Source organism: Stutzerimonas kunmingensis, assembly GCF_021432085.1.
In the GTDB taxonomy this organism is placed as follows: domain Bacteria; phylum Pseudomonadota; class Gammaproteobacteria; order Pseudomonadales; family Pseudomonadaceae; genus Stutzerimonas.
In genome coordinates, this window is record NZ_CP090366.1 from 653,232 (window position 1) to 679,608 (window position 26,377).

Sequence of the window (26,377 nt, forward strand, 5' to 3'; positions counted from 1 at the left end):
CGCGTGAAAGCTGCCGTCCGGGAGCGATTCGCGCTTCAATAGAAGAAGGGCGTTCTGGCCCTATAAATGAATGAAAGGTGACATCTCTTAATGGCCGATTGGCAATCCCTCGATCCCGAGGCCGCTCGTGAAGCGGAAAAGTACGACAACCCCATTCCCAGTCGCGAGCTGATTCTCCAGCATCTCGGTGAGCGCGGCTCCCCGGCGGCCCGCGAAGAGCTGGTTGAAGAGTTCGGACTGGTGTCCGAAGAAGATATCGAAGCGCTGCGTCGCCGCCTGCGAGCGATGGAGCGCGATGGTCAGCTAATCTACACCCGGCGCGGCACCTATGCCCCGGTGGACAAGCTGGACCTGGTCTGCGGTCGCGTCAGTGGGCACCGCGACGGCTTCGGCTTTCTCATCCCGGATGACGGCAGCGATGACCTGTTTCTCAGCCCCGCGCAGATGCGCCTGGTGTTCGACGGCGACCGCTGTCTGGCGCGCGTTGCCGGGCTTGATCGGCGTGGGCGTCGTGAGGGCGCGATCGTTGAAGTGATCAGTCGGGCTCACGAAAGCATCGTTGGTCGCTACCACATTGAGAGCGACGTCGGTTTTGTCATTCCTGACAACCCGAAAATCCAGCAGGAAGTGCTGGTGACGCCGGGCCGCGCGCTCGACGCCAAACCGGGGCAGTTTGTCGAGGTCAAGATCACTCACTGGCCGACCCAGCGCTTCCAGCCGCAGGGCGACATCGTCGAAGTGATCGGCAACTACATGGCGCCGGGCATGGAAATCGACGTGGCGCTACGCAGCTTCGATATCCCGCATGTCTGGCCGGAAGCGGTGCTGAAGGAAGCGTCCCGGCTGAAGCCCGAGGTCGAGGAAAAGGACAAGCACAAGCGCGTCGATCTGCGGCATCTACCGTTCGTGACCATCGATGGTGAGGACGCGCGCGACTTCGACGATGCGGTCTATTGCGAGAAGCCTGGCGGCTGGAAGCTCCTGACAGGAGGTTTCCGCCTGTATGTCGCCATTGCCGACGTGTCGCACTACGTCAAGGTCGACTCGGCGCTCGATAAGGAGGCCGTGGTTCGCGGCAACTCGGTGTACTTCCCTGAGCGGGTGGTGCCGATGCTGCCTGAGCAGCTTTCCAACGGGCTCTGTTCGCTGAATCCGCAGGTCGATCGCCTGGCCATGGTCTGCGAGATCACGCTGAGCAAGTCGGGAAAGATGACCGACTACCAGTTCTACGAGGCGGTGATTCATTCCCATGCGCGACTGACCTACAACAAGGTCAGCGCGATGCTGGAGCAGCCCAAGTCAGCCGAAGGCAAGCGGCTGAGCGGGGAGTACGCCGAAGTGTTGCCGCATCTCAAACAGCTCTATTCGCTCTACAAGGTGCTGCTCAAGGCGCGTCATACCCGCGGCGCGATCGATTTCGAGACCCAGGAAACGCGTATCGTCTTCGGTGCCGACCGCAAGATCGCCGAGATCAAGCCGACCGAGCGCAACGATGCGCACAAGCTGATCGAGGAGTGCATGCTCTGCGCCAACGTCGCCACGGCGGCATTCCTGCAGAAGCATGAGATCCCAGCGCTTTATCGTGTCCACGATGCGCCGCCGCTGGAGCGTCAGGAAAAGCTGCGCGCCTTTCTCGGTGAACTGGGTCTCTCGTTGCACAAGGGCAAGGAAGGTCCGACGCCGAAGGATTACCAGGCGCTGCTGGAGCAGATTCAGGGGCGCCCGGATTTCCATGTGATCCAGACGGTCATGCTGCGCTCGCTGAGTCAGGCCGTATACAGCGCCGAGAACAATGGTCACTTTGGCCTGAACTACGAGGCTTACGCCCACTTCACTTCGCCAATCAGGCGTTACCCCGATCTGCTAGTGCACCGCGCCATTCGCAGTGTCATCCGCTCCCGTCGAGACACGCCTCATGTGCGCCGCGAAGGCGCCACCAGCATGCCCAAGGCGCGAATCTATCCGTACGACGAGGCCGCGCTGGAGCAGCTGGGCGAGCAATGCTCGATGACAGAGCGACGCGCCGACGAAGCTACCCGCGACGTCACTAACTGGCTCAAGTGCGAGTTCATGAAGGATCGTGTCGGCGAGGCCTTCCCTGGCGTGATTACTGCGGTGACTGGTTTCGGCCTGTTCGTCGAGCTGACCGACATCTACGTAGAAGGGCTGGTGCATGTCACTGCCATGCCGGGCGACTACTACCACTTCGATCCGTTGCACCACCGGTTGTCCGGTGAGCGCAGTGGGCGCAGTTTCCGTCTCGGTGACAGCGTCGAGGTGCGCGTCATGCGCGTCGATCTGGATGAGCGCAAGATCGATTTCGAGCTGATCGGTGGTGGTACCAAGTCTGCTCCGGGGCAGCGTGACGGTGCGAGCCGTGGACGCGAGCCGGGCAATGCCGATGTGCGCAAGAGTCGAGAGCTGAAGAAGGCATTGCTCGCCGAGGCGAAGGGCGGCAGGAAGGGCAAGAGCGAGAAGGCTGCGGGCGGGAGCAAGTCGCGATCAGGCTCGACCAAGCCGAAATCTGCAGCCAAGTCAGGTGACAAACCCACCGGCTCGAGTGGCGGTGCCAGAAAGCGCAAGGCCAAGTCATGAGTCAGGTGGAAAAGATCTACGGCCTGCACGCTGTCGAGGCATTGCTGCGCCATCATCCCAAGCGCGTCAAGCAGGTATGGCTGGCAGAGGGGCGCGGCGATCCGCGCGCCCAGATGGTGATCGAGCTGGCTGCTCAGGCACGTGTGAGTGTCGGGCAGTGTGAGCGGCGGGAGATGGATGCCTGGGTCGAAGGCGTGCATCAGGGTGTGGTCGCCGAGGTGAGCCCCAGCCAGGTATGGGGTGAGGCCATGCTCGAGGAGTTGCTTGATCGCGCCGATGGCCCGCCGCTGCTATTGGTGCTGGATGGTGTGACGGATCCGCACAACCTCGGTGCCTGTCTGCGCACCGCGGACGCGGCCGGTGCGCTCGCCGTGATCGTGCCGAAGGACAAATCGGCCACTCTCAATGCCACCGTGCGCAAGGTTGCCTGCGGTGCGGCGGAAGTGATTCCGCTGGTCGCCGTGACCAACCTTGCGCGTACGCTGGAGAAGCTGCAGCAGCGTGGATTATGGGTCGTGGGGACGGCGGGCGAAGCCGAGCAATCACTCTACGATCAGGATCTCACCGGGCCCATCGTGCTTATCATGGGTGCCGAGGGTCGCGGTATGCGGCGCCTGACGCGTGAACACTGTGATTATCTGGTACGCCTGCCCATGGCCGGCAGCGTCAGCAGTCTGAACGTTTCTGTGGCGACCGGCGTATGCCTGTTCGAGGCGCTGCGTCAGCGCAAGAGCGCCAAGGTCGCTGGCTGAACGCCTGACCTGCTGATCTGAAACCGATTGACCTTTTTGTGGTCAATCGGTGTCCAGGCCCGTCCGCGGATAGCGGCTTCTCGTCATATTTTGCTTGAGGGCTCCGGGTGCTGCCGGAGCCTTGCTGGGTTAGTTACGCGGCGTCAGGCTCGTACCATGGAGGTTGTATGCAGCAGCGCCCGTCTTTCGAAAGTCTGTTCCGGCTATCCCCGAATGCTTATGTCCTGCTTGATCGTGACCTGGTCATTCTGGATGCGAATGCCGCTTACCTGACGCTTACCGGGCGAAAACTGACGGATATCCAGGGGCAGCGCCTTCATGAAGCCTTCGCTGCCGATCCGCTCAGTCCCGAGATGACCCGAGTGCAAGAGTTGCTCGATTCGTTTGCGCGGGTGCTCAGCCGCAAGGCAGTCGATACGTTGCCGGTGATTCGTTACTCCATCGCGCGACAAACGCCGCTTGGCCCGGTTTACGAGGATCGTTACTGGAGCGCCACGCACACGCCAATCCTGGATGAGCAAGGAGAGGTCGTTGCGATTCTGCAGCACACCTCGGACATTACCGAGCTGCAGGCAATGAAAGATTCGTTGAGTCAGGCGGCAGCCGGTCGGCAGCCCTTGCAGCCCTTGCAGCAGTTGGAGCAAGGCGTAATGTCCCGTGCCAGGCTGCTGCAGTCCGAAGGCGAGCAGCTGCGCCGTCTGTTCGCGCAGGCGCCTGGGTTCGTCTGCTTTCTGCGCGGCCCTGATCATGTATATGAACTGGTCAATGATGCCTATCGGCAGGTCACCGGACACCGTCAGCTGCTTGGCAAGACGGTTCGCGAGGGATTGCCCGAGATCGAGGGGCAGGCCCTCATCGGTCTGCTCGACGAGGTCTATCGCACCGGTCAGCCGTATGTCGGCAAACGTGTATCGCTGTTCCTGAGACGGTATCCGGACAAGGAGCCACAGGAAGCGATTCTGGATTTCGTTTTGCAGCCGATCGTCGAGAACGACGGCGGGGTCATTGGCATCTTCGTTCAAGGGCAGGATGTGACCGAGCAGCAGCGCAACGAGGCGGAGCTGCAGCGTTATCGCGATCACCTGGAAGAGCTGGTCCGTGAGCGAACCCTGGCGCTGCAGCAAAGTGAGGCCGAGCGACAGGTGGCTGAGCAGGCCCTGCAGCAGGCTCAGCGGTTGGAGGCAGTGGGCAAGCTGACTGGTGGCATCGCGCACGACTTCAACAACATGCTGCAGATCATCGGAGGCAACCTGCAGCTGCTACGGCGTGGTCTCGGTAGCGATCAGACTGCAGCGCGACGGTTGGACTCGGCTGTCAGCGGGGTCGAGAAGGGTGCGCGTCTGGCGTCGCAGCTGCTGGCTTTCGCCAGCCGCCAACCATTGTTGCCGCGCCAGGTGCACTTGCCGGAGCTGCTTGAGCAGATGCACGAGCTGCTAAATGGGGCGTTGGGGTCGGCGGTACAGCTGGAGCTGGAGGTGCTGGGCGAGCCATGGCCGGTGTTCGCCGATGTCGGCAATCTGCAGAGCGTAGTGTTGAACCTCGCTTCCAACGCGCGCGATGCGATGGCGGGTAGCGGACGTGTGGTGCTGCGTCTGGAGAATCGCCAGCTGGGCGAGGATGCGCCTGGCAACTCGCGTGGCGATTACGTCCTGCTCAGTGTCATCGACGAGGGCGGCGGTATGAGTGACGACGTGCGCGCGCGGGCATTCGAACCCTTCTTCACCACCAAGCAGGACTGCAATGCCTCCGGTCTCGGCTTGAGCATGGTTTATGGATTCGTCAAGCAGAGCGGTGGCTTCGTTACGCTGGAGAGCGGCGAGCGCGGTGGTACCGCCGTGCATGTGCATTTGCCGCGCTGCGTCGATGACGGGCAGCGGCAGGGCGCGGGAGGTGATCTCTTGGCAGGTCCGGCCAAAGCGGTGGCGGGCGACCCGCAGCCTGACGATGTCGTGAAAAACCCGGCGGCCGATGATGCCAGTCTGAAGATCCTCTTCGTCGAGGATGACCCGACCCTGCGCATGCTTACCGGTGAAGTGATGATGGAGCTAGGGCATCAGGTCGTCGCAAGCGAGACAGCGGAAGAGGCCTTGGAGGCGCTGGGGCAGCAGCCTTTCGACGTGCTGCTGACGGATGTCGGCCTGGCCGGGATGAGCGGAATCGATCTGGCGCGTGAAGCTAGTGCGCGTCACCCGAGGTTATCGCTGGTGATCGCCTCGGGCTATGCGGTCAATGCTTCGGATGTGGGCCTCGATCGGTTGCGTACCATGCTGAAGCCGTACGATATCCACCAGGTTCGCGAGCTGCTCGATGGTATTCGCGCCGAGCGTGCAGCGCTGCGCAACTGAATGTCTAAAGCTGGTTAAATATTCACCAGTTCGCCTTGCGCCGCTGTCAGCCCTTCTCTAGAATGGCGCCCCTTGCCTGGACGGCAGGCGTTTGCGCGCCTACCTGCAAGCAAGACAACAAGTCATTCACTCCTTGCCTGACCGCTTAGTCGGCAGGCTGCAACCCGTAAGGAGCAATTATGCGTCATTACGAAATCATCTTTCTGGTTCACCCGGACCAGAGCGAGCAGGTCGGCGGCATGGTGGAGCGTTACACCAAGCTGATCGAAGAAGACGGTGGCAAGATTCACCGCCTGGAAGACTGGGGCCGTCGTCAGCTGGCTTACGCCATCAACAACGTGCACAAGGCTCACTATGTGATGCTGAACGTCGAGTGCAGTGGCAAGGCCCTGGCCGAGCTGGAAGACAACTTCCGCTACAACGACGCCGTCATCCGTAACCTGATCATTCGTCGCGACGAAGCCGAGACCGAACAGTCTGAAATGCTCAAGGCCGAGGAAAACCGTAGCGAGCGCCGCGAGCGTCGTGATCGCCCTGACAACACTGACGGCTCTAACGAGAGCGACAGTGACAGCGATAACAACGCTGACGAGTAATCCACGGATCTATTGAGGAGCCTATTTCATGGCACGTTTTTTCCGTCGTCGTAAGTTCTGCCGTTTCACCGCCGAAGGCGTGAAAGAGATCGACTACAAAGATCTCAACACCCTGAAGGCCTATATCTCCGAGACCGGCAAGATCGTTCCTAGCCGTATCACCGGAACCAAGGCACGTTATCAGCGTCAGCTGGCTACCGCTATCAAGCGCGCCCGCTACCTGGCCCTGCTGCCCTACACCGACAGCCACGGCCGTTGATCCGGCTGGTCGACAGAAGTAAAGGATAAATCGCATGCGTGCCCTGGCTGAGTTCATCATGCGCGGCCGTATGCAAGCCATCTTCGTGGTGGCGGGTGCTGCAGCGTTGCCCATGTTGTTCTGGCTGAGTGCAGCCGCGGGCAGCCTGGTGTTGTTGCGCCGTGGCCTCAACGATGCGTTGGGTGTGCTGGTCTGGGCGGTATTGCCGGCACTGGCCTGGTGGTACTTCGGCGATCCGCGAACCCTGCTGGTATTGCTGGGCTCGCTGGGGCTGGCGTTACTGCTGCGCAGTCAGGCTTCGTGGGTGCGGGTGATGTTGTGCAGTGTGGGCCTTGGACTGCTGTATGTCTGGGCGCTCGGTGCGGTGTTCGGCGAGCCCATTGCGGCGCTGGCCAGCGAACTGCAGAAAGTGTTGCCTGACGCATTGTCAGGCGCCTATCAGCAGCTTTCGGCGGAGGAGCGCGGACGCTTGGAGTCCTTGTTGGCACCGGTACTGACCGGCCTTCTGGCTGCATTGCTGCAGGTCGTCACCCTGCTTAGCCTGATGCTTGGTCGTTACTGGCAGGCAGCGTTGTACAACCCGGGCGGTTTCGGCAGTGAGTTTCGTACGCTGCGGTTCCCGCCACTGCTGGCGGTGCTGCTGCTGGTCGGCATGCTGCTTGGACCGAACCTGGGTGCGCAGCTGGCGGTTTTGACGCCGTTGTGCAGTGTACCGCTGGTGTTTGCCGGTATCGCGCTAATGCACGGGCTGGTGGCTCAGGGGCGTCTGCCGCGATTCTGGCTGGTGGGGCTGTACGTCACGCTGGTGCTGTTCATGCAGTTGATTTATCCGTTACTGGCCGTTTTGGCCATTGTCGACAGTCTGTTTGATTTTCGTGGTCGCGCAGCCGGTAAGAATGGCGCGGGACCTGCGAACGGTGAAGGTTAAAAGTTAAGAGGTAAGACTCAAATGGAAGTCATCCTGCTGGAAAAAGTCGCAAACCTGGGCAACCTGGGCGACAAGGTAAACGTCAAGTCTGGTTACGGTCGCAACTACCTGCTGCCGCAGCGCAAGGCTACTGCTGCTACCGCAGCCAACATCGCCGAGTTCGAAGCTCGTCGTGCTGACCTGGAAAAAGCTGCTGCCGAGCGTAAGGCTTCTGCCGAAACTCGCGCCGCTCAGCTGGCCGAACTGGAAGTCACCATCACCGCTACCGCGGGCGATGAGGGCAAGCTGTTCGGTTCCATCGGCACTCACGACATCGCCGACGCACTGACCGCCTCTGGCGTTGAAGTAGCGAAGAGCGAAGTCCGTCTGCCGAACGGCACCATCCGTCAGGTTGGTGAGTACGACGTAGCTGTGCACCTGCACACCGACGTCGAAGCGACCGTCAAGCTGATCGTCGTAGCCGGCTAAGCCATCGTCTGGCACCGCTGGTGCCTGACGAGTAACATCGGGCACGTTTCCACGCGAGTGGAACGTGCCCTTTGTTTTTTTGTAGTTTCGAATTCCGAGTGCCATGAACGACATCAGTGTCCCCCAGCAATACGATCTGGAAACCGCAGCGCTCAAGGTACCGCCGCACTCCATCGAGGCAGAGCAGGCGGTGCTTGGCGGCCTGATGCTGGACAACAATGCCTGGGAGCGCGTGCTCGACCAGGTGTCCGATGGCGATTTCTATCGCCACGATCATCGCCTCATCTTCCGCGCCATCTTCACCCTGGCCGAGCGCAACTCGCCGTTCGACGTGGTCACCCTGTCCGAGCAACTGGACAAGGAAGGGCACCTGCCGCAGGTCGGCGGCCTGGCCTATCTCGGTGAGCTGGCGAAGAACACGCCTTCGGTGGCGAACATCAAGGCCTACGCGCAGATCATTCGCGAGCGCGCCACATTGCGCCAGCTGATCGGCATCAGCAACGAGATCGCCGACAGCGCCTACGCGCCACAGGGGCGTACCGGCGAAGAAATTCTCGACGAAGCCGAGCGCCTGATCTTCCAGATCGCCGAAGCGCGGCCCAAGACCGGCGGACCGATCGGCATCAACGACATTCTGGTCAAAGCCATCGATCGTATCGACACCCTCTTCAATGCGGGTGAGGCGATCACCGGCCTGTCCACCGGCTTTACCGATCTCGACGAAGCCACCAACGGACTGCAACCGGCTGACCTGATCATCGTTGCCGGTCGTCCGTCCATGGGTAAGACGACATTCGCCATGAACCTTGTCGAGAATGCCGTGCTACGCACCGACAAGGCGGTACTGGTGTTTTCCCTGGAAATGCCCGCGGACTCCATCGTCATTCGTATGCTCGCCTCGCTTGGTCGCATCGATCAGACCAAGGTCCGTGCCGGTAAGCTCGAGGACGACGACTGGCCGCGACTGACCTCGGCCGTCAACCTGCTCAACGACCGCAAGCTGTTCATCGACGACACCGCGGGAATCAGCCCCTCGGAGATGCGTGCGCGGACCCGGCGCCTGGCCCGTGAGCACGGCGAGATCGCCATGATCATGGTCGACTACCTGCAGCTGATGCAGATCCCAGGCTCAAGCGGCGACAACCGGACCAACGAGATTTCCGAGATTTCGCGCTCGCTCAAGGGCCTCGCCAAGGAATTCAACTGTCCGGTGATCGCCCTCTCGCAGCTCAACCGCTCGCTCGAACAGCGCCCCAACAAGCGCCCGGTGAACTCCGACTTGCGTGAATCGGGGGCAATCGAGCAGGACGCCGACATCATCATGTTCGTCTACCGGGACGAGGTCTATCACCCCGAAACCGAGTACAAGGGCGTCGCCGAAATTATCATCGGCAAGCAGCGTAACGGCCCGATCGGCACAACGCGTCTGGCGTTCCTCGGCCGCTATTCACGCTTCGAGAACCTGGCACCGGGCAGCTACCAGTTCGACGACGAGTGAGCGTAGCTGCTGTGGCGTTTTGACGGCGGGCTGTATGTTGTTGCCGCCCGACTCAGTCGAACGCCAGCCTGCGCGGCCCGGTCCACAGGAGTAAGATTTCGCCCACCCGCCGTTGTACAGGAAAAACTTCATGCGTCCGCTGGTTGCCACGGTCGATCTGACCGCGCTTCGTCACAACTACCTGCTCGCCAAGCAATGCGCCCCGCAGCGCCAGGCGTTTGCCGTGGTCAAGGCCAATGCCTACGGGCATGGCGCACGGGAAGCGGTTACAGCGCTACGCGAGATTGCCGACGGCTATGCCGTGGCCTGTCTGGAAGAAGCGGAAGAGGTTCGCCTCAGTGCGCCAGATGCCCGCATCCTGCTGCTGGAAGGTTGTTTCGAGCCGGCTGAGTATTTGCGCGCCGCCGAGCTTGGGCTGGATGTTGCCATCCAGGATCAGCGTCAGGCCGATTGGTTGCTGGCAGCCGATCTGCCGTGGCCGTTGAATGTATGGTTGAAGCTGGATTCGGGCATGCACAGGCTGGGCTTCACCCTGCAAGGCCTGCGCGAATGCCATGCGCGGCTCAGGGGCAAGGCACAGGTTGGCGAGCTCAACCTGATCAGCCACTTCGCCTGCGCCGATGAGCGCGGTCATGCCCTGACCGAGTTGCAGCTGGAGCGCTACAGTGAGTTGCTGGCCCTGGAGTTCGATAACTGCTCGCTGGCCAACTCTGCCGCGGTGTTGACGTTGCCGCAGGCACATATGGCCTGGATTCGTCCCGGCATCATGCTTTATGGCGCCACGCCGTTCGCCGAACTGAGTGCGCAGGAACTTGGATTGCGCCCGGTGATGACGCTGACCGGTGCCCTGATCGCCGTGCGTGATGTGTCCGAAGGTGAAAGTGTCGGCTATGGCGCCAGCTGGGTCGCGCAACGCGCCTCGCGTATCGGCACGGTCAGCTGCGGCTATGCCGATGGTTACCCGCGTACCGCGCCTTCGGGCACCTCGGTGGTGATTCATGGCCAGCGCGTGCCGCTGGCCGGCAGGGTCTCAATGGACATGCTTGCGGTGGATCTCACCGATCTGCCGCAGGCGCAGGTAGGGGATGCCGTGGAGTTGTGGGGCGCGCAGATGCCAATCGACGAGCTGGCCCAGGCCTGCGGGACCATCGGCTACGAGCTGCTGACCAAGGTGACCGGGCGTGTACCGCGCCGCTACATCGGTTGATCGGCGGGCCGTGCTTGCTCTTCCTGCTGGACCCAGTTCCCGCGCCCTTGATGCTTGGCTCGGTAGAGGGCCTCGTCGGCAGCTTTGTACAGCTGTGAAAATCCATCGGCATGGCGTGGAAAGAATGCAGCGCCAACGCTAATCGTGACGGCCAGCGTGACGTCGCGGTAGGGCACCGGCTGCGACAGCTCGTGCAGCAGCCGCTCGGCGATCTGGGCGGCGTCTTGTTCGACATTCGGGCCGGTCAGCAGTACTGCAAATTCATCCCCACCCAGGCGTGCCGCCATGTCGCTGCTGCGCACCAGGTCGCGCAGGCGTTGACTGAGCGTACGCAGCAGCAGATCGCCGGCATCGTGGCCGTGGCCATCGTTGATGGGCTTGAAGTGGTCCAGGTCGATGAGCAGCAGGGCGATGGATTCACCGCGGCGTCGGGCATCGCTCAACGCCATCTCGACACGCTCGATGAGATAGCGCCGGTTGGGTAGCTCGGTCAGTGCGTCGTGAAAAGCGACCTGCTTCAGTTCGACTTCTCGTTCGCTGAGATGCCGGTTGGCTTCGGCGAGCTCTGCGGTGCGGGTTTCCACTGCCAGGCTGAGCTGCTCGGCACTGGCCTGAACCTGCCTCAGTCGCGCGCTCTTTTCCTGATCGGCATGCTCCAGCGCTGCTGCCCGTTCCTGCTTGAGGATCTGGATGCGGTAGGCAAGCGCGAAGGAGAACAGAATGGATTCTGCGGTCACCGCCAGCGGAAAGAGGTAGGCGTTCCAGGCCGCGGGCTGAACCACACCTGTGGCGCGCAGCAGGAGCAGGTTGACGCTACCCAGGATCACGCCGAAGCCGAGCAGATAAAGCAGTGCGGGGAAATAGCCCTGGCGCCAGCGACGGAACGAAGCCCACAGCGAGGCGGGAATCGCGGTGAGCGCCAGCGCCACGAATACCCAGGCGCCGAACGCGCGGCAGCCGAAGGCGTTGAGCAGCACGGCGGTGACATACAGCGTCAAGGCAAAGGTCAGCAGGCGATGCGCCCAGGGCACGAACTGGCGTGTCTGCAACAGCGTCTGGGTGAAGCGGCAGGCACTGAACCCCCAGAGTGCCGGGATGCTGATGCGGTCGAGCCAGAATGGCACCGGGCCGTTCGGCCAGAGGTACTGAAAGCCATGGCCGGTCATCGCCAGGATCATCAGCAACGCGCCGGTGGTGGTCACCACGTACCAGAAATAGGCGCTGTCGCGCAGGCTGAGAAAGATGAACAGGTTGTACAGCAGCATCGCCAGGATGACGCCGTAGATCAGGCCGAGAAACAGGTTTTCGCCCACCGCCTGCTCCTGCAGGGCATCGAGCTGCCAGACCTTGAGCGGAAAGGAGTTGCCGGCGGGGTCGTAGCTGCGCAGGTAGAAGGTCACCGGCTGGCTGTCACCGAGTAGCGGAAGCCTGAACAGCATGCGTCGATAGGCATGATCGCGGCCTTCGTTGAACCCGACCAGTTCGCCGGATTGTCGCTCGATCCAGCCACCGTTGCCGTCCGGCAAATAGATGCGCAGGTCTTTCAGGGTTACCGACCCGACTTCCAGCCACCATCGAAATGGTGCATCGCTTTCCCGTTGCAGGCTGACGCGGATCCACCAGGGATGCGGACTCTGTCCGACACTGGCCTTGCCTTCGGCTGGCACGAAGCGCGTCTGTACGTCCGGGCGTTGCAGGTCGTCGATGTTCAGCTCGGCTCCGGGATCGGCCAGCAGCGTGACGTGGGCATTCAGTCCGCGGCCACTGTCACTGGCACTCAGGAGGGCGGTTTCGGCATGAGCGGAGGCCTGGCTGCAAAGGCTCAGGAGCAAGGCGAAAAGGACGACGCGCACCAGACACTCCCGGGCTCGAAGCAATGGTTGAGTCGCGCGAGTATAGCGGGCGGCAGTGACACTTCGCGCGCCCGTCGCGGAGGTCGATAAAGACCCTGCGTGATGGTCGGACTTGGTTATTTTTTGTGCTATATTCCGCGCCCGTTTTCGTTGTCCCGGTTCCCCGCCATGCACGCCGCAAAGCCATTGTTCGACTATCCCAAGTACTGGGCCGAGTGTTTCGGTCCGGCGCCGTTCCTGCCAATGAGCAGGGAGGAGATGGATCAGCTCGGCTGGGATTCCTGCGACATCATCATCATCACCGGTGATGCCTACGTCGATCATCCGTCCTTTGGCATGGCGATCATCGGCCGACTGCTCGAAGCGCAGGGGTTTCGCGTCGGCATCATCAGCCAGCCGGACTGGCACAGCAAAGACGACTTCATGAAGCTCGGCGAGCCGAATCTGTTCTTCGGTGTCGCCGCCGGCAACATGGACTCGATGATCAATCGCTACACGGCCGACCGCAAGGTGCGCTCCGATGACGCCTACACGGCGGGTGGCCTGGCAGGCAAACGGCCCGATCGCGCCAGCCTGGTCTATAGCCAGCGCTGCAAGGAGGCCTACAAGCACGTTCCGGTGGTGCTTGGCGGCATCGAGGCCTCGCTGCGGCGCATCGCCCATTACGACTACTGGTCGGACAGGGTGCGTCGCTCGATCCTGATGGATGCCACGGCGGATGTGCTGCTCTACGGCAACGCCGAGCGCGCTATCGTCGAGGTGGCGCAGCGCCTGGCCCGCGGCGAACCGATCGAAGCGATCACCGACGTGCGCGGCACCGCGTTCATCCGCAAGGACACGCCCGAGGGCTGGTTCGAGATCGACTCCACCCGCATCGACCGTCCGGGCAAGATCGACAAGATCATCAATCCCTACGTCAATACGCAGGACCTGTCCGCCTGCGCCATCGAGAAGGACAAGGGTCCGCAGGACGACCCGAACGAAGCCCGCCCGGTCGAGCTGCTGCCGCACCCGAAACTCGAGCGTGATCGCACGGTGATCCGCCTGCCGTCGTTCGAGAAGGTGCGCAACGACCCGGCGCTGTATGCCCACGCCAACCGCGTGCTGCACTTGGAGACCAACCCCGGTAACGCCCGTGCGCTGGTCCAGCGTCACGATGATCGTGAGTTGTGGCTCAACCCGCCGCCCATTCCGCTGACCACCGAGGAAATGGACTACGTGTTCGCCGCGCCCTATGCGCGGGTGCCGCATCCAGCCTATGCCGGGGCGAAGATTCCGGCCTACGAAATGATTCGCTTCTCGGTGAACATCATGCGTGGCTGCTTCGGTGGCTGCACCTTCTGCTCGATCACCGAGCACGAGGGCCGCATCATCCAGAGCCGCTCCCACGAGTCGATCCTGCACGAGATCGAGGAGATGAAGAACGTGCCGGGCTTCACCGGCGTGGTCTCCGATCTCGGCGGGCCGACTGCCAACATGTATCGCCTGGCCTGCAAGAGCCACGAAATCGAGAAGCACTGCCGCAAGCCGTCCTGCGTGTTCCCCGGCATCTGCGAGAACCTCAATACCGATCACAGCTCGCTGATCGAGCTGTACCGCAAGGCACGTGCGCTGCCGGGTGTGAAAAAGATTCTGATCGCCTCCGGCCTGCGCTACGACCTCGCCGTGGAGTCGCCGGAGTACGTCAAGGAGCTGGTCACCCACCACGTCGGCGGCTACCTGAAGATCGCGCCGGAGCACACCGAGCGTGGTCCGCTAGACAAGATGATGAAGCCGGGCATCGGCACCTACGATCGCTTCAAGCGCATGTTCGAGAAGTACTCGAAAGAGGCGGGCAAGGAGCAATACCTGATCCCGTACTTCATCGCCGCGCACCCTGGCACCACCGACGAGGACATGATGAACCTCGCCCTGTGGCTCAAGGCCAACGGTTTCCGCGCCGACCAGGTGCAGGCGTTCTATCCGTCGCCGATGGCCTCGGCCACCGCCATGTACCACACCGGCAAGAACCCGCTGCGCAAGGTGACCTACAAGAGCGAAGGCGTCACCGTGGTCAAGAGCGAGGAGCAGCGGCGCCTGCACAAGGCCTTCCTGCGCTATCACGATCCCAAGGGCTGGCCGCTGCTGCGTGAGGCGCTGATCCGTATGGGCCGCGCCGACCTGATCGGCAATGGCAAGCACCAGCTGATCCCGGCGCACCAGCCGGCCACCGAGGGCTACCAGAGCGCGCGGCGCAAGAACTCGACGCCAGTCGGCAGCAAGAAGGCCGGGCAGGGCGGCAAGATCCTCACCCAGCACAACGGCCTGCCGCCACGCAGCCATGACGGCAACGCCTGGGACAAGCGCGAGCAGGCCAAGGCCGCGGCCGAGGCCCGGCGCAAGGCGGAAAAGAGCGGAAAGCCGGCTGGCAAGGGCGGTAAGCCGCAGCGTCCGGTCGCGCCCCGCTAGCGGTAGGGAGGCTTGCCGGCATAAGGAAACGGAGCGCCAGGCTCCGTTTTCTTTTTCAGAACCTGAACGCCTGGGTCGCGCGATCCAGCTCGCTGCCCAGCTGCAGCATCTGCGCACTTTGCTCACGTCCCCGGCTGATGTGATTCAGGTTGGCGTCGCCGAGTTGGTGGATACGCTCACTGTGTCCGCGAATCTCGCCCACCGCTTCGCCCTGCTGGGCGGTCGCCTGGGCGATCTGTTCGGCCATGCGGCTGATGGTGGCGATGGTCGAGACGATCTCGTCCAGTGCCTGATCGGCACTTTCGGCGAGGTTCGCCGTGCTTTGCGCATGCTCGACCTGGCTGCGCATCGCCTCGACCGACTGCCGTGCCGCCAGCTGCAGGCGACCGATCAGTTGCTGGATTTCTTCGGTGGCGCCGCTGGTGCGCTGCGCCAGTGAGCGCACCTCGTCGGCCACCACGGCGAAACCGCGGCCATGACCGCCGGCGCGGGCCGCCTCGATGGCGGCATTCAACGCGAGCAGATTGGTCTGTTCAGCGATGGCACGGATAACAGTCAGCACGTTGCCGATGGTGGTGGTTTCGTCGGCCAGGCGTTCGATTGCCGCCGCATTGTCCTGCACTTCGCTGACCAGCCCATGCAGGCCGGTCAGGCTCTGGCCGATCACCTGCTGACCCTGATGCACGGCGCGCGCCGCAGCGCGGCTCGCCTCGGCGGCTTCTCCGGCACCATCGGCGACCTGCTGGATGGTGGCCTCCAGTTCGCTCAGCGAATCGCGTATCTGTGCGGTATCGCCGGTCTGGCGCTGGGCGCCTTCGTGCAGGTCGGTGCTCATTTCGTCGAGGCTTCGACTGCTGGCGGCGACCTGGGTCGCCTGCTGGCGCAAGGTTCCGACCAGGCCAAGCAGGTAGCTGCGCAGGCGATTGAGCGAGCTTTCGATATCGGCGATCTCGCGGATCTTCGACTCGATCCGTGCATCGCTGGCGAAGTCTCCCTCGGCCCATTCCGAAAGTGCCGGCACCAGCTGCCCGAGAGCTCGGGTCAGCTGGCGTTGCAGACGATCGATGGCCAGGGCGATCAGCAGGATCAGCAGGATGATGCCGCCCTGCAGTATGCGCACCTCGGCCTGGATACGGCCATGCTCGGCGCGTACCGCCGGCTCCAGCTCGGCCAGGGCCTGTTGCACGGCATCGATCTTGCCGGCGCTGCTCTGCAGCAGCTCGCTGCGCTGGCGGATCAGCTGCCGGGTACGCTGCAGCTCGGCCGGGTAGCGCTTGATCAGGCTAGTCAGCTCGCGCTTGAGCGCAACGCCCTGGTCTTCACTGGTCCGCTTCGCGGCATCGCCGAGGTCGAGCAGGGCGGCGAAATTGCTCGCGGCCGACTGCTCGGCTGCGAGCACGCCGAGTAACGGCAGTGCCTCGAGCTTTGCGGCGTCCTGTTCGAGGTTATGCAGGGTCTGCTCCACTTCGCTGGCCAGCTCATCCCGGCCGGAGGCGACCAGCTTTCCCCTTGCGTGGCTGAGCCGCAGCAGCTGTTGCCCGGCCGAGAAAAGAGGCCGTTGATAGTGTCGCGCGCTCGGATGATTGGCTCCCGCCTGGTAGTCGTCGAGCTGCGACAACGCTCCGGCCATTTCGCGCTCTGCCTGCAGCAGCAAGCCCTGCGGATCGCCGGCTAGCTTGCCCGCTGCGAGCAGGTCGGTGGCGGTGAAGCGGACCAGCTCTTCCAGGCTCGGGCGTAGCGTTTCCGCCAGACCATCCGGAAGTTCGATTACGTCGCGCTGGAGATCGGTGAGCGCCTGCTGCGCCTGGCTATGACGCAATGCGTCACCGCTGGCGAGATAGCCCTGAATATTTTCCGCTGCCTGATGCTGGAACTGTTGAGACAGCCCCAGGTAACGCGCCATGAGCAGGTAGGGGCGCTCCATGGCTTGCTCGGACCACCAGAGGGTGGCACCCAGCGCGAGACAGACTGCAATGAGCAGCAGGGTGTTGAGAGTGGTGAGCGACTTCAGGCGCATCCTCGCCTCGCAGAACGAATCAGGAGGCTTGCAAGGTATGGCAGTTTGATGTCATTCGCGTTACGGCGAGCGCGGGCCTGTCAGGTCGCCGCCTCTGCGAGGCGCTGTCTGGCGTGGCGATTGGGGTATCCGTCGTGTCAGTAGCGTTCGACGCGATTGCGGCCCCCGTGCTTGGCGCGATACAGCGCTTCGTCGGCCTGTTGGGTGAGCGTCTTGACCTCGGCATCGCCGGCCAGCTCGGTGATACCGCAGCTGAAGGTGCAGCTGAGGTCGTGGGGCTGGGCTGGAAAGCGAATCTCCGCGAAGCGCTGGCGAATCTCGTCGAGCACCTTGCAGGCGGCGTCCGCCGGCGTGTCCGGCAGTACCACGGCGAACTCTTCGCCACCGTAGCGGCCGATGTGATCGGTCTTGCGCAAACGCTGCTTCAGGAACAGCGCCAGGCTCTTGATCACCCGGTCGCCCATGGGATGGCCAAAGGTGTCGTTGACCTGCTTGAAGTGGTCGATATCCAGCATGGCGAAGCTCAGCGGGCTGTTGTCGCGCCGCGCACGGAAGCGAGCATCCTCGAGCAGTTGCAGGCTGTGGGTATGGTTGTAGAGCCCGGTCAGGCTGTCGCGGACGATGCGTGCCTTCAGGCTTCTGGCGCGGGTCGCGCGGGTGCGCACGGTGGCGATCAGGTGACTGGGCTTGATCGGCTTGGTGAGGAAGTCATCGCCGCCTTCGCCCATGGCGTCGAGCTGCTTGTCCAGATCGTCCTCGGCCGAGAGGTAGATGATCGGCACGCTGACATAGCGCTCGTGTTGACGAATCACCTTGGCCAGTTCGGTGCCCTGGCACTCGGGCATGTACATGTCGAGGATGATCAGGTCCGGTTGAAACTCGGCCAGGGCGCCGATGGCCTGAATCGGCTCGATCAGCGTCTGGGTGACGATGCCGGCGTTGTTCAGCACTCGCTCGGTGTGGGTAGCCTGGGCCCGGGAGTCGTCGATGATCAGTACGCGGATCGGTTCGTAGTGCGCCGTGCGGGTGAATATTTCGATCTTCTCCAGCAGGCTGCTGGCGTCGAGGGTGCCGGTAAAGAACTCCAGGCCACCGGCGCGCACCGCAGCAAGGCGCGTTGGCGTATCGGTTTCCAGGTGGCTGAAGAACAGCATCGGCAGCTTCGATTCCAGTCCCTGTTGGACCTGCTCGGCGAGGCGCAGCCCTTCGCTCGGACCGTTGAAATCCACTTCCATGACGATCGCGGCCGGATGGCGGCGATGCATCGCGGTACGGAAGGCTGCGACACTGCTGAACGCCTGCGCGGACATGCTGAAGAAGTCCAGCTGGCGCACCAAGTGTTCGGCGCGCTGCTGATCCTGCAGAGCGATGTACACCGGTTTGCTCAGCGGCGGCAGAAACGACTGATTATGCGGATCGCTGTGGCGCAACCCGGTACGCGCCAGACGGTAGATCAGCTGGCTGAGGGTGGAGATGGTGCTGCTGGAGAGACGGCCACGGTTGTCCCGGATGTCGTTCAGGCAATCTTCGATGCTCAGGGCAAGCTCGCTGTGCTCGGTCTGCTCGAAGCGGTCGGCGAAGCGCCGCAGCCGCGTCGTCGCTTCGGTCAGGGCAGCGTGGTAGTCCTCGTTCCATTCGCTGCGTTGCAGTTGCTGCCAAACTTCCAGCACTTCGCGTGCCTGGTGAATGACCCGCTGGGCGAAATGCTGCTTGAGTTCTTCCTGATCCGACATCGCGATTCTTCCCGGTGCACAGGGTGCGCTGCCCTGGCTTTATGGTGGCGGCATGCTATCACTGCGGCGGTGCTTTGGAAGTCCACTGTGCGGTAGTGGTTCTCAATTTGGCGCTGAGTGAGCAGGGGCCCTGCGTTATAGTAAAGACATGTCAGCGCAACGTCTCCGACGTCGTGCGGTCGAACCCCAGAACTCGCGAGAAGGACACATTGCCCATGTTGGACTGGAAGAATCGCTTCGCTCGTCTCGGCCGCTCGAGTGGCCCTTCCGGCGGAGCCGGACGGCGGGAGGGTAATCCGCTTCTGCTGGTTCTTGCCGTCCTGCTGGGCGTTTACCTGCTGGTTACTTTGTTGCTCGGCTGGTACTGGAGCCGCGAGCCCGATCTGTTTCCCGTACAGCAGAGTGCCCGCCAGGCGGCCGAGGCCTCGCAGCGGCAGTTGGTCAGCGGCTATACCACCGTGGAAACGCTCAAGCGTGTTGCCAGTACCTTGCTGGATAAGCCGGGTGGCTACCTGAGCAACGATATCGCGCCGCCGGGTCTGTGGTTGGACAACATGCCGAGCTGGGAATATGGCGTGCTTGTGCAGGTGCGAGACCTCGCTCGTGCGCTGCGCAAGGACTTCGCCCGCTCGCAGTCGCAGTCGACCGAGGACACCGATCTGGCCAAGGCCGAGCCGCTGTTCAACTTCGACAATCGCAGCTGGGCATTGCCGGCCTCCGAGTCCGAGTACCGCAACGCTATCCGCGGCCTGGATCGCTACCTGGCTCGGCTCAGCGATCCGCAGCCCAAGGCGCTGTTCTACACGCGTGCTGACAACCTTAACAACTGGCTGGGCGATGCCGCCACACGACTCGGCTCGCTGTCCCAGCGCCTCTCTGCCAGCGTTGGCCGGGTGCGGCTGGATGCCGATGTTGCGCCCGAACAGGAGCGTGCGGGCGTCGTGCCGCAGGTCAAGGAGGAGGTCGTCGAAACGCCGTGGTTGCAGATCGACAACGTCTTCTTCGAGGCGCGCGGTCAGGCGTGGGCCTTGTCACATCTGCTGCGCGCGATCGAGGTTGATTTCGCCGACGTGCTGGCGAAAAAGAACGCCACCATCAGCGTGCGGCAGATCATCCGCGAGCTTGAGGCCGCTCAGGAGCCGCTGTGGAGTCCGATGGTGCTCAATGGCAGCGGCTACGGTGTGCTGGCCAATCACTCGCTGGTGATGGCCAACTACATCTCCCGTGCCAATGCGGCGATCATCGATCTGCGCAACCTGCTGACGCAGGGGTAAGGCGAGCCCCCAGCGGGGTTTAGGAAGCCTCAGGTTGGCGTCGTGTCTGACTGGCTCTACGCTAACCAGGCTTGCACTCAGTCCAGTCCGAGTTTTTTCAACCGGTAACGCATCGAACGGAAGGTCAGCCCCAGCCGTTGGGCTGCCGCGGTGCGGTTCCAGCGGGTTTCCTCCAGCGCCTGCATGATCAGCTTGCGCTCGATCTCTTCCAGGTGATCTTCCAGATTGTCGATCTGCGCCAGACTGGCTTCACCGTTCTCCGATACGCCTGGGCTGTCTGCCAAGCGTAGATCGCCCGCCTTGATCTCATCGCCCTCGCAGAGTGTGTAGGCCCGCTCGAGCATGTTCTCCAGCTCACGAACGTTCCCCGGGAAGCGATAGTTTTCCAGCTTGGCCAGAGCATCCGGGTGCAGGTGAGCGCTGCTGTCACCGCACTCCGCCGCAAGACGCCGAAGCATGGCTTCGGCGAGCAGGCCAATGTCTTCGCGACGCTCGCGCAGTGGCGGCACGCGCAGTTCGATGACATTCAAGCGGTAATACAGATCCTGGCGGAAACGGCCTGCGGCCACTTCGCTGGCGAGGTCCTTGTGGGTGGCGCAAAGGATGCGCACATCGACCATTACTTCCTGAGCGCCGCCGACCGCGCGTACAGCTTTTTCCTGGATCGCGCGCAGCAGCTTGACCTGCATCGGCAGCGGCAGGTCGGCTACCTCGTCGAGGAACAGCGTGCCGCCATTGGCGGCCTGGAATAGCCCGGGCTTGTCCTCGATGGCGCCACTGAAGCTGCCTTTCTTGTGGCCGAAGAACTCGCTTTCCATCAGTTCCGACGGGATCGCGCCGCAGTTGACGGGCACAAAGGGCTTTTCACTACGAGGACCCTGCTCGTGAATCAGTCGGGCCACCAGCTCCTTGCCGCTGCCGGACTCGCCGCTGATATAAACCGGCGCCTGGCTGCGGGCGAGTTTGCCGATCTGCTTGCGAAGGGTCTTCATGGGTGGCGAGCTGCCGAGCAGGCGGCTGTCCACCGGCATTTCCGCTGTAGGCGCCCTCAGGCGCAGGGCCGTGCCGACCAGCTCGCGCAAGCGGTTGAGGTCCACCGGTTTGGTGAGAAAGTCGAATGCCCCGGCCTTGAGCGCGCCAATGGCGGTATCCAGGCTGCCGTATGCAGTGATCATCGCCACCGGCAGCTGCGGGTGCTGTTGCTGAATGTATTGCACCAGCTCCAGGCCGCTGCCATCGGGCAGGCGCATATCGGTAAGGCACAGATCGTAATGCTCGCGGGCCAGGCACTCGCGCGCTTCCTTGAGGTTGCGAGCGCTGCGGGTATCGAGTTTCATGCGGCCAAGAGTGATTTCCAGCAGTTCGCGGATATCCGGCTCGTCATCGATGATCAGTGCTTTCTGGCGCGCGGTCATGGTCCTGCTCTTGATTCGTGAAGCGATGGTCGCCGGGGATGGCGGCTGAGGAGCATGTTAACTCCGCCGGCACTGTCGTGGCTGTCGCTTTGGTCGATGTGTGATGTGTTGCCGGCAGCGAGGCTCAGCTCAGCTTGCGTGGGTGGGCGAAGACGATGCGGAAGCAGCTGCCGCCCTCGGGACGCTCGCGGTAGTCCAGGCGTGCCTGGTTGCTTTCGCACAGCTCGCGGGAGATATATAGCCCCAGCCCGGTGCCTTTGCTTTCGGTGGTGAAGAACGGTTCGAAGATGTTCTGAAGTTGCTCGGCCGCGATACCAGGGCCGTCATCGAGCACTTCGACGATAGGCAGGTCGCTGGCTTCGTCACGGAACAGGCGGAGCCAGACCTGCGCCCGCGGATTCTGCTGGCCGCTGTAGCGCAGCCCGTTCTGGACCAGGTTGGTCAGCACCTGGGTCAGCTGATTGGGATCCATGCGGGTCTGCAGCGAGCTGCCCACGGTATCCAGGTGCAGGGTCTGCTGCGGGCCGAGCCCCTGGCGGAACTCGCTGGCGAAACGATGCAGCCAGTACTTCAGGTCCAGCAGCTGGGGTTCGGCCTGGCGCCGCCGGGAAAGCTGGAGGACGTTCTCGATCACCAGGTTCATCCGCCGTGAATGATCCTGAATGATCTGTGCCAGACGGCGGTCAGGTCCGTCCAGTTCTTCGGATTCCTGAAGCAGCTGCGCGGCATGGCTGATGGCGCCCAGTGGATTGCGGATTTCATGGGCAATGCTGGCTGTGAGGCGTCCGAGGGAGGCGAGCTTGAGCTGTTGTGCCTTCTGCGCGATCTGCGAGATGTCTTCGAGAAACACCAGTGTGTCGAGCTTGTTGCCGTGCTGAAGCGCGGCGAAGCTCGGCTGCAGCGTTGGGCCGCCAGGCGTTGCTCTGAGGTTCGGCGGGCGCAGGGTCGGATTGCCTCGCCACTGTTGCAGTGCCTTGAGCAGTTCCGGGCAGCGTGGTGCGAGGCGTTCGCCTGCCAGCGAGTCCTGGCCGAGCAATTGCAGAGCCCCCTGATTGGCGAGCAGAACGCGCTCCTGCGGGTCCAGCACCATGATGCCGGTACGCATGCGCTGGAGGATCAGCGCGTTGAGCGCCTCCAGGTTCGCCACCTCTTCCGCACGCTGGCGCGCCAGCGTCTCGCTGACCTGCAGGCGGCGAGCCAGCCCCTGAACCAGGAAGGCGGCAGCAAAGCAGAGCGTGCCGAGTGCGCTGGCCTGAACGTACTGGCTGCTGGCTTCGGGGCGTTGAATGCTGAGGTAGAAGGTCAGGTAGATCAGGCCCGTCGCAGCAACCGCGGCGATGAAGAAACCGACCCTGCCACGCAGCAGTATGTTGGCGATGGCAACGGCGACTATCAGCAGGTTGCCGATACCGCTCGGGGTGCCACCGCCGAAGTAGAACAGCCCGGACAGCAGGATGACGTCCATCAGCGCCAGCCCGAGCACGGGCAGATCGCGCTCCGGGTTCTGCACCAGCACGGCGACGATGATGTTGAGGATCAGGTAGATCCAGGCGCCGTACTGAAAGAGCTGCGGGTTGCTCATCTCCAGCAGGTCGTTGTGCAGGTCGGCGCTGATCAGCAGAACCAGCGCCAGGCCGATAGTCAGCCGATAGAGGTGGTACAGGCGGAGAATCCGCCGTCCCTGATCGCCAAAGAAGGTGAGGTTTTCAGTGCCCACCAGGAGTGCTGTCCTGCTCCAGGTGAGCGCGGCTGCAGTACCAGCGATCCTGCGACTGCAGCGCCTGGTCCTGCGGGACGTGCACGCCGCACTGAGCGCAACGCACCATTGGCAGGGTGGTTTGGCGAGGCTTGGGGGCGGCTTTCTTCTGCGCGAAACGGCGCCACAGCCAGAACGCGGCGCCAATCAGTGCAATCCAGAACAGCAGGCGAAACAGACCCATATCGATTCCTTCCTGATTAAGCGTGGTGGCCTGCGATCAATTGAGCCCGGCCACTGCCGGCCCGTTTCGCCGCGCGCGCCGAATGCGAGGACGGCGCTGCGGAAGTCGGTCAGCTGTCAGTCGAGCAGGCCGAAGGTCAGGCGGCTCCACCAGGAGCGCTTTTCGCCTTGCTGCTCTGCTTCCTTGAGTACCGGGCGAAGCTCTTCGGGAAGGTCCTGAGCGGCCGTTTCATACTGACGGAGCACATCGCGATTGGCCCGAGAGGTGTCCGGACGGGGAGCCTCGCCTTCGATAAGGCCGAGGGTGGCCTTGCTCAGCCAGCTGCGGTTGTCGTCTTCCGTCTCGACAGGGGTGAATTTGCCGTCTTCGAGCGTTGCGTGGTCCGGGTAGTTGAGCTGCAGAGTCTGCAGGCTGGTTTCGGCGAGATCGTCGAGGCTCAGGCGCTGGTAGGCTTCGGTCATCACGGCAAGCCCGTCGGCCACGGCCGGCGTGCCCTGGAAGTTCTCCACAACGTAACGGCCGCGGTTGGCCGCTGCGACGTAGGCCTGGCGCTTGAGGTAGTAGTGGGCGACGTGTATCTCGTTGGCCGCCAGCAGGTTGCGCAGGTAGACCATGCGCGCCTTGGCGTCAGGCGAGTAGCGGCTGTTGGGGTAGCGGCTGGTGAGCTGGGCGAATTCGTTGAACGAGTCGCGGGCGGCCCCTGGGTCGCGCTTGGTCATGTCCAGCGGCAGGAAGCGGGCCAGCAGGCCGCGGTCCTGATCGAAGGAGGCCAGGCCCTTGAGGTAGTAAGCGTAATCGACGTTCGGATGCTGCGGATGCAGGCGGATGAAACGCTCCGCCGCCGAGCGCGCGGCTTCCGGCTCGACGTTGCGGTAATAGGCGTAGATCAGTTCGAGTTGCGCCTGCTCGGCGAAGCGCCCGAACGGATAGCGCGACTCCAGGGCCTTGAGTTTGCTGATGGCGCTGGTATAGCTCTTGTTGTCCAGGTCGGCCTGTGCTTGCTGGTACAGCTCGACTTCACCCAGATTCTCGTCGACGGTTTCGTTGGATGAACAGGCGGCGGTGAGGGCGAGAATGGCGATCAGCAGCAGGTGTTTCACTTGCATGGCGGCTTGCGTCCCTGTGACGGCTGGCTGTCTCGCGCGGAGCCGTCCTGTTATGATGAGCGCCCCGGTGCGCCGGGACAAAGACGCCGTATTTAAACACAAGCGTGTAGCCGAAACCAAAGGCCGCTCCGCCATCTGCGGTCCCCGGGCCCGTCCGTTACCAACGGATGTCGCCTGCCTCTCTCAGACGAACCTATCTCGCCGTATGTCCACGACTTCCAAACAGGCCATCCAACTCCGCGCCGAAGTGCCGTTTGACCTTGGCGGGCAACGTCTCGATCAGGTTGCGGCGCAGCTCTTTTCCGAACACTCGCGCTCGCGTCTCGCGGCCTGGATCAAGGATGGCCTGCTCACCGTGGATGGCGCCGTGCTGCGCCCTCGCGACACCGTGCATGCCGGCGCCGTGCTCGAGCTGAGTGCCGAACAGCAGGCGCAGGGCGAGTGGGTCGCGCAAGACATTCCGCTTGAGATCGTCTACGAGGACGATCAGATCCTGGTGATCGACAAGCCTGCTGGCCTGGTTGTGCACCCTGCGGCCGGGCATGCCGACGGCACGCTGCTCAATGCATTGCTGCATCACGTTCCGGGCCTGATCAACGTCCCGCGTGCCGGCATCGTTCATCGCCTGGACAAGGACACCACCGGTCTGATGGTCGTGGCCAAGACGCTGCAGGCGCAGACCCGGCTGGTCGAGCAGTTGCAGGCGCGTAGCGTCAGCCGCATCTACGAGGCGATCGTCATCGGGGTGATCATTACTGGTGGTACGGTCGACGCGCCGATCGGTCGGCATGGCCAGCAGCGTCAGCGCATGGCGGTGGTGGAGGGCGGCAAGCCGGCGGTCAGCCATTACCGCGTGCTCGAGCGCTTTCGCTCGCACACCCATGTGCGGGTCAAGCTGGAAACCGGGCGTACCCACCAGATTCGGGTGCACATGACCCATCTTGGCTATCCACTGGTCGGTGACCCGCTGTATAGCGGGCGTTTCCGCATTCCGCCGGCGGCGAATCCGACGCTGGTGCAAACGCTTCGCGAGTTCCCTCGCCAGGCGCTGCACGCGCGCTTCCTCGAACTCGATCATCCTGTTACCGGGCAGAGGATGAAATGGGAGTCGCCGTTGCCGGATGACTTCGTCTGGCTGCTGACGCTGCTGCAACAGGACCGAGAGGCCTTCGTCGGGTGAGTGCGTGGGGCGGTGACTGGCTCGTGCCGGAATGGCCTGCTCCGCCCAGCGTTCGCGCCTGTGTGACCGCGCGGCAGGGCGGCGTCAGTCGCGTTCCGTTCGACAGCTTCAATCTGGGTGATCACGTCGGTGATGAGCCTGCCGCGGTGGCCTGGAATCGCCAGCATCTTCAGGACGTGCTCGGTTGCCAACCAGTCTGGCTGGAGCAAGTGCATTCGAGTGTCGCTGTCCAGGCCGCTCCAGGAAATCGCGTGACTGCCGATGCTAGCTGGAGCGAGACGCCGGGTCTGGCCTGTGCGGTACTGACTGCGGACTGCCTGCCGGTACTTTTCTGTGATCGTGCTGCGAACCGAGTCGCCGCGGCTCACGCTGGCTGGCGCGGGCTGGCTGGTGGTGTGCTCGAGGCGACGCTCGAAGCGCTGGCGATACCTGCCGACGAACTGCTTGTGTGGCTGGGGCCGGCGATCGGGGCGGCGGCATTCGAGGTCGGGCCCGAAGTGCGCGATGCATTCCTCGCGCAGCATTCGTCGGCTGCCGCGGCGTTCGTTGCAAGTCGCAACCCGGGACGCTTCATGGCGGATATCTACCAGCTGGCGCGTATCCGTCTGGCTGCCGCGGGCGTAGACGCGGTTTACGGTGGCGGGTTGTGCACCTTCAGCGATCCGCGCTTCTACTCCTATCGGCGTGCCGCGCGCACAGGCCGCTTCGCCAGTCTGATCTGGCTCGAGTGATATTGGCGCGCTAGCGGTGAAGTCAGCCATGA

The 26,377-nt window shown here is 63.0% G+C and carries 20 protein-coding genes; 13 read left to right on the forward strand and 7 right to left on the reverse strand.

The annotated features are described in order from the left end of the window. The first annotated feature begins 90 nt into the window (after window positions 1–90). The 9 genes from rnr to alr all read left to right on the forward strand — a co-directional run bounded on the left by rnr (window position 91) and on the right by alr (window position 10,648). Window positions 91–2,595 (forward strand): ribonuclease R, encoded by a 2,505-nt coding sequence (gene rnr, locus LW136_RS03010; protein WP_014819049.1) that lies wholly within the window; start codon window positions 91–93, stop codon window positions 2,593–2,595. Next, complete coding sequence (gene rlmB / locus LW136_RS03015; protein ID WP_234174628.1) at window positions 2,592–3,347, forward strand: 23S rRNA (guanosine(2251)-2'-O)-methyltransferase RlmB; 756 nt, start codon at window positions 2,592–2,594, stop codon at window positions 3,345–3,347. The genes rnr and rlmB overlap by 4 nt, the downstream gene beginning before the upstream one ends. Before the next feature lie 167 nt (window positions 3,348–3,514). Further along, a complete protein-coding gene (locus LW136_RS03020) occupies window positions 3,515–5,692 on the forward strand; it encodes a PAS domain-containing protein (protein ID WP_234174629.1) in 2,178 nt (725 codons plus the stop codon). A 179-nt stretch (window positions 5,693–5,871) separates the two neighbouring features. Next, window positions 5,872–6,288, forward strand: a complete 417-nt coding sequence (rpsF, locus tag LW136_RS03025; RefSeq protein WP_003298557.1) for a 30S ribosomal protein S6 — start codon at window positions 5,872–5,874, stop codon at window positions 6,286–6,288. 28 nt (window positions 6,289–6,316) lie between these two features. Beyond that, on the forward strand, window positions 6,317–6,547 hold the full coding sequence (rpsR, locus tag LW136_RS03030) for a 30S ribosomal protein S18 (RefSeq protein WP_003283112.1): 231 nt from the start codon (window positions 6,317–6,319) through the stop codon (window positions 6,545–6,547). 34 nt (window positions 6,548–6,581) lie between these two features. Next, window positions 6,582–7,475: a YybS family protein gene (locus LW136_RS03035; RefSeq protein WP_234174630.1), complete on the forward strand. Its 894-nt coding sequence runs from the start codon at window positions 6,582–6,584 to the stop codon at window positions 7,473–7,475. A gap of 21 nt (window positions 7,476–7,496) precedes the next feature. After that, complete coding sequence (gene rplI, locus LW136_RS03040; RefSeq protein WP_014819053.1) at window positions 7,497–7,943, forward strand: 50S ribosomal protein L9; 447 nt, start codon at window positions 7,497–7,499, stop codon at window positions 7,941–7,943. 103 nt (window positions 7,944–8,046) lie between these two features. Further along, entirely contained in the window at window positions 8,047–9,441 is a 1,395-nt protein-coding gene (gene dnaB, locus LW136_RS03045) for a replicative DNA helicase (protein WP_014819054.1), read from the forward strand. 130 nt (window positions 9,442–9,571) lie between these two features. Further along, complete coding sequence (gene alr / locus LW136_RS03050; protein WP_234174631.1) at window positions 9,572–10,648, forward strand: alanine racemase; 1,077 nt, start codon at window positions 9,572–9,574, stop codon at window positions 10,646–10,648. Here the strand turns inward: alr and LW136_RS03055 are convergent. Continuing rightward, complete coding sequence (locus LW136_RS03055) at window positions 10,636–12,501, reverse strand: diguanylate cyclase domain-containing protein (RefSeq protein ID WP_234174632.1); 1,866 nt, start codon at window positions 12,499–12,501, stop codon at window positions 10,636–10,638. The genes alr and LW136_RS03055 overlap by 13 nt on opposite strands. A gap of 168 nt (window positions 12,502–12,669) precedes the next feature. Here LW136_RS03055 and LW136_RS03060 point away from each other — a divergent pair, with 168 nt between their 5' ends. After that, window positions 12,670–14,949: a YgiQ family radical SAM protein gene (locus tag LW136_RS03060; RefSeq protein WP_234174633.1), complete on the forward strand. Its 2,280-nt coding sequence runs from the start codon at window positions 12,670–12,672 to the stop codon at window positions 14,947–14,949. A 55-nt stretch (window positions 14,950–15,004) separates the two neighbouring features. Here the strand turns inward: LW136_RS03060 and LW136_RS03065 are convergent, their stop codons facing one another. Together LW136_RS03065 and LW136_RS03070 are read right to left on the reverse strand one after the other, a co-directional pair. Next, on the reverse strand, window positions 15,005–16,966 hold the full coding sequence (locus tag LW136_RS03065; protein WP_234174634.1) for a methyl-accepting chemotaxis protein: 1,962 nt from the start codon (window positions 16,964–16,966) through the stop codon (window positions 15,005–15,007). 137 nt (window positions 16,967–17,103) lie between these two features. Beyond that, the gene (locus LW136_RS03070; protein ID WP_234174635.1) at window positions 17,104–18,699 is read right to left on the reverse strand and encodes a response regulator; all 1,596 of its coding nucleotides are present in this window, start codon (window positions 18,697–18,699) and stop codon (window positions 17,104–17,106) included. A gap of 215 nt (window positions 18,700–18,914) precedes the next feature. Here LW136_RS03070 and LW136_RS03075 point away from each other — a divergent pair, with 215 nt between their 5' ends. Continuing rightward, window positions 18,915–19,973: a DUF2333 family protein gene (locus tag LW136_RS03075; protein WP_234174636.1), complete on the forward strand. Its 1,059-nt coding sequence runs from the start codon at window positions 18,915–18,917 to the stop codon at window positions 19,971–19,973. Between the two features lie 77 nt (window positions 19,974–20,050). Here the strand turns inward: LW136_RS03075 and LW136_RS03080 are convergent, their stop codons facing one another. The 4 genes from LW136_RS03080 to LW136_RS03095 form a co-directional block, all read right to left on the reverse strand. After that, on the reverse strand, window positions 20,051–21,388 hold the full coding sequence (locus LW136_RS03080) for a sigma-54-dependent transcriptional regulator (protein WP_125875634.1): 1,338 nt from the start codon (window positions 21,386–21,388) through the stop codon (window positions 20,051–20,053). 124 nt (window positions 21,389–21,512) lie between these two features. Further along, window positions 21,513–23,105: a sensor histidine kinase gene (locus tag LW136_RS03085; RefSeq protein ID WP_041015969.1), complete on the reverse strand. Its 1,593-nt coding sequence runs from the start codon at window positions 23,103–23,105 to the stop codon at window positions 21,513–21,515. Further along, window positions 23,095–23,328 (reverse strand): PP0621 family protein, encoded by a 234-nt coding sequence (locus LW136_RS03090; RefSeq protein ID WP_014819063.1) that lies wholly within the window; start codon window positions 23,326–23,328, stop codon window positions 23,095–23,097. The genes LW136_RS03085 and LW136_RS03090 overlap by 11 nt, the downstream gene beginning before the upstream one ends. A 116-nt stretch (window positions 23,329–23,444) precedes the next feature. Continuing rightward, window positions 23,445–24,434 carry an outer membrane protein assembly factor BamD gene (locus tag LW136_RS03095; RefSeq protein ID WP_234174637.1) on the reverse strand — a complete coding sequence of 330 codons (990 nt, stop codon included), beginning with the start codon at window positions 24,432–24,434 and terminating at the stop codon, window positions 23,445–23,447. Between the two features lie 205 nt (window positions 24,435–24,639). On the opposite strand from LW136_RS03095, the gene rluD reads away from it, so the two are divergent. Together rluD and pgeF are read left to right on the forward strand one after the other, a co-directional pair. Next, window positions 24,640–25,614 (forward strand): 23S rRNA pseudouridine(1911/1915/1917) synthase RluD, encoded by a 975-nt coding sequence (gene rluD, locus LW136_RS03100; RefSeq protein ID WP_234174638.1) that lies wholly within the window; start codon window positions 24,640–24,642, stop codon window positions 25,612–25,614. Further along, a complete protein-coding gene (pgeF, locus tag LW136_RS03105) occupies window positions 25,611–26,345 on the forward strand; it encodes a peptidoglycan editing factor PgeF (protein WP_234174639.1) in 735 nt (244 codons plus the stop codon). Before rluD ends, pgeF begins: the two co-directional genes overlap by 4 nt. Window positions 26,346–26,377 lie beyond the last annotated feature (32 nt).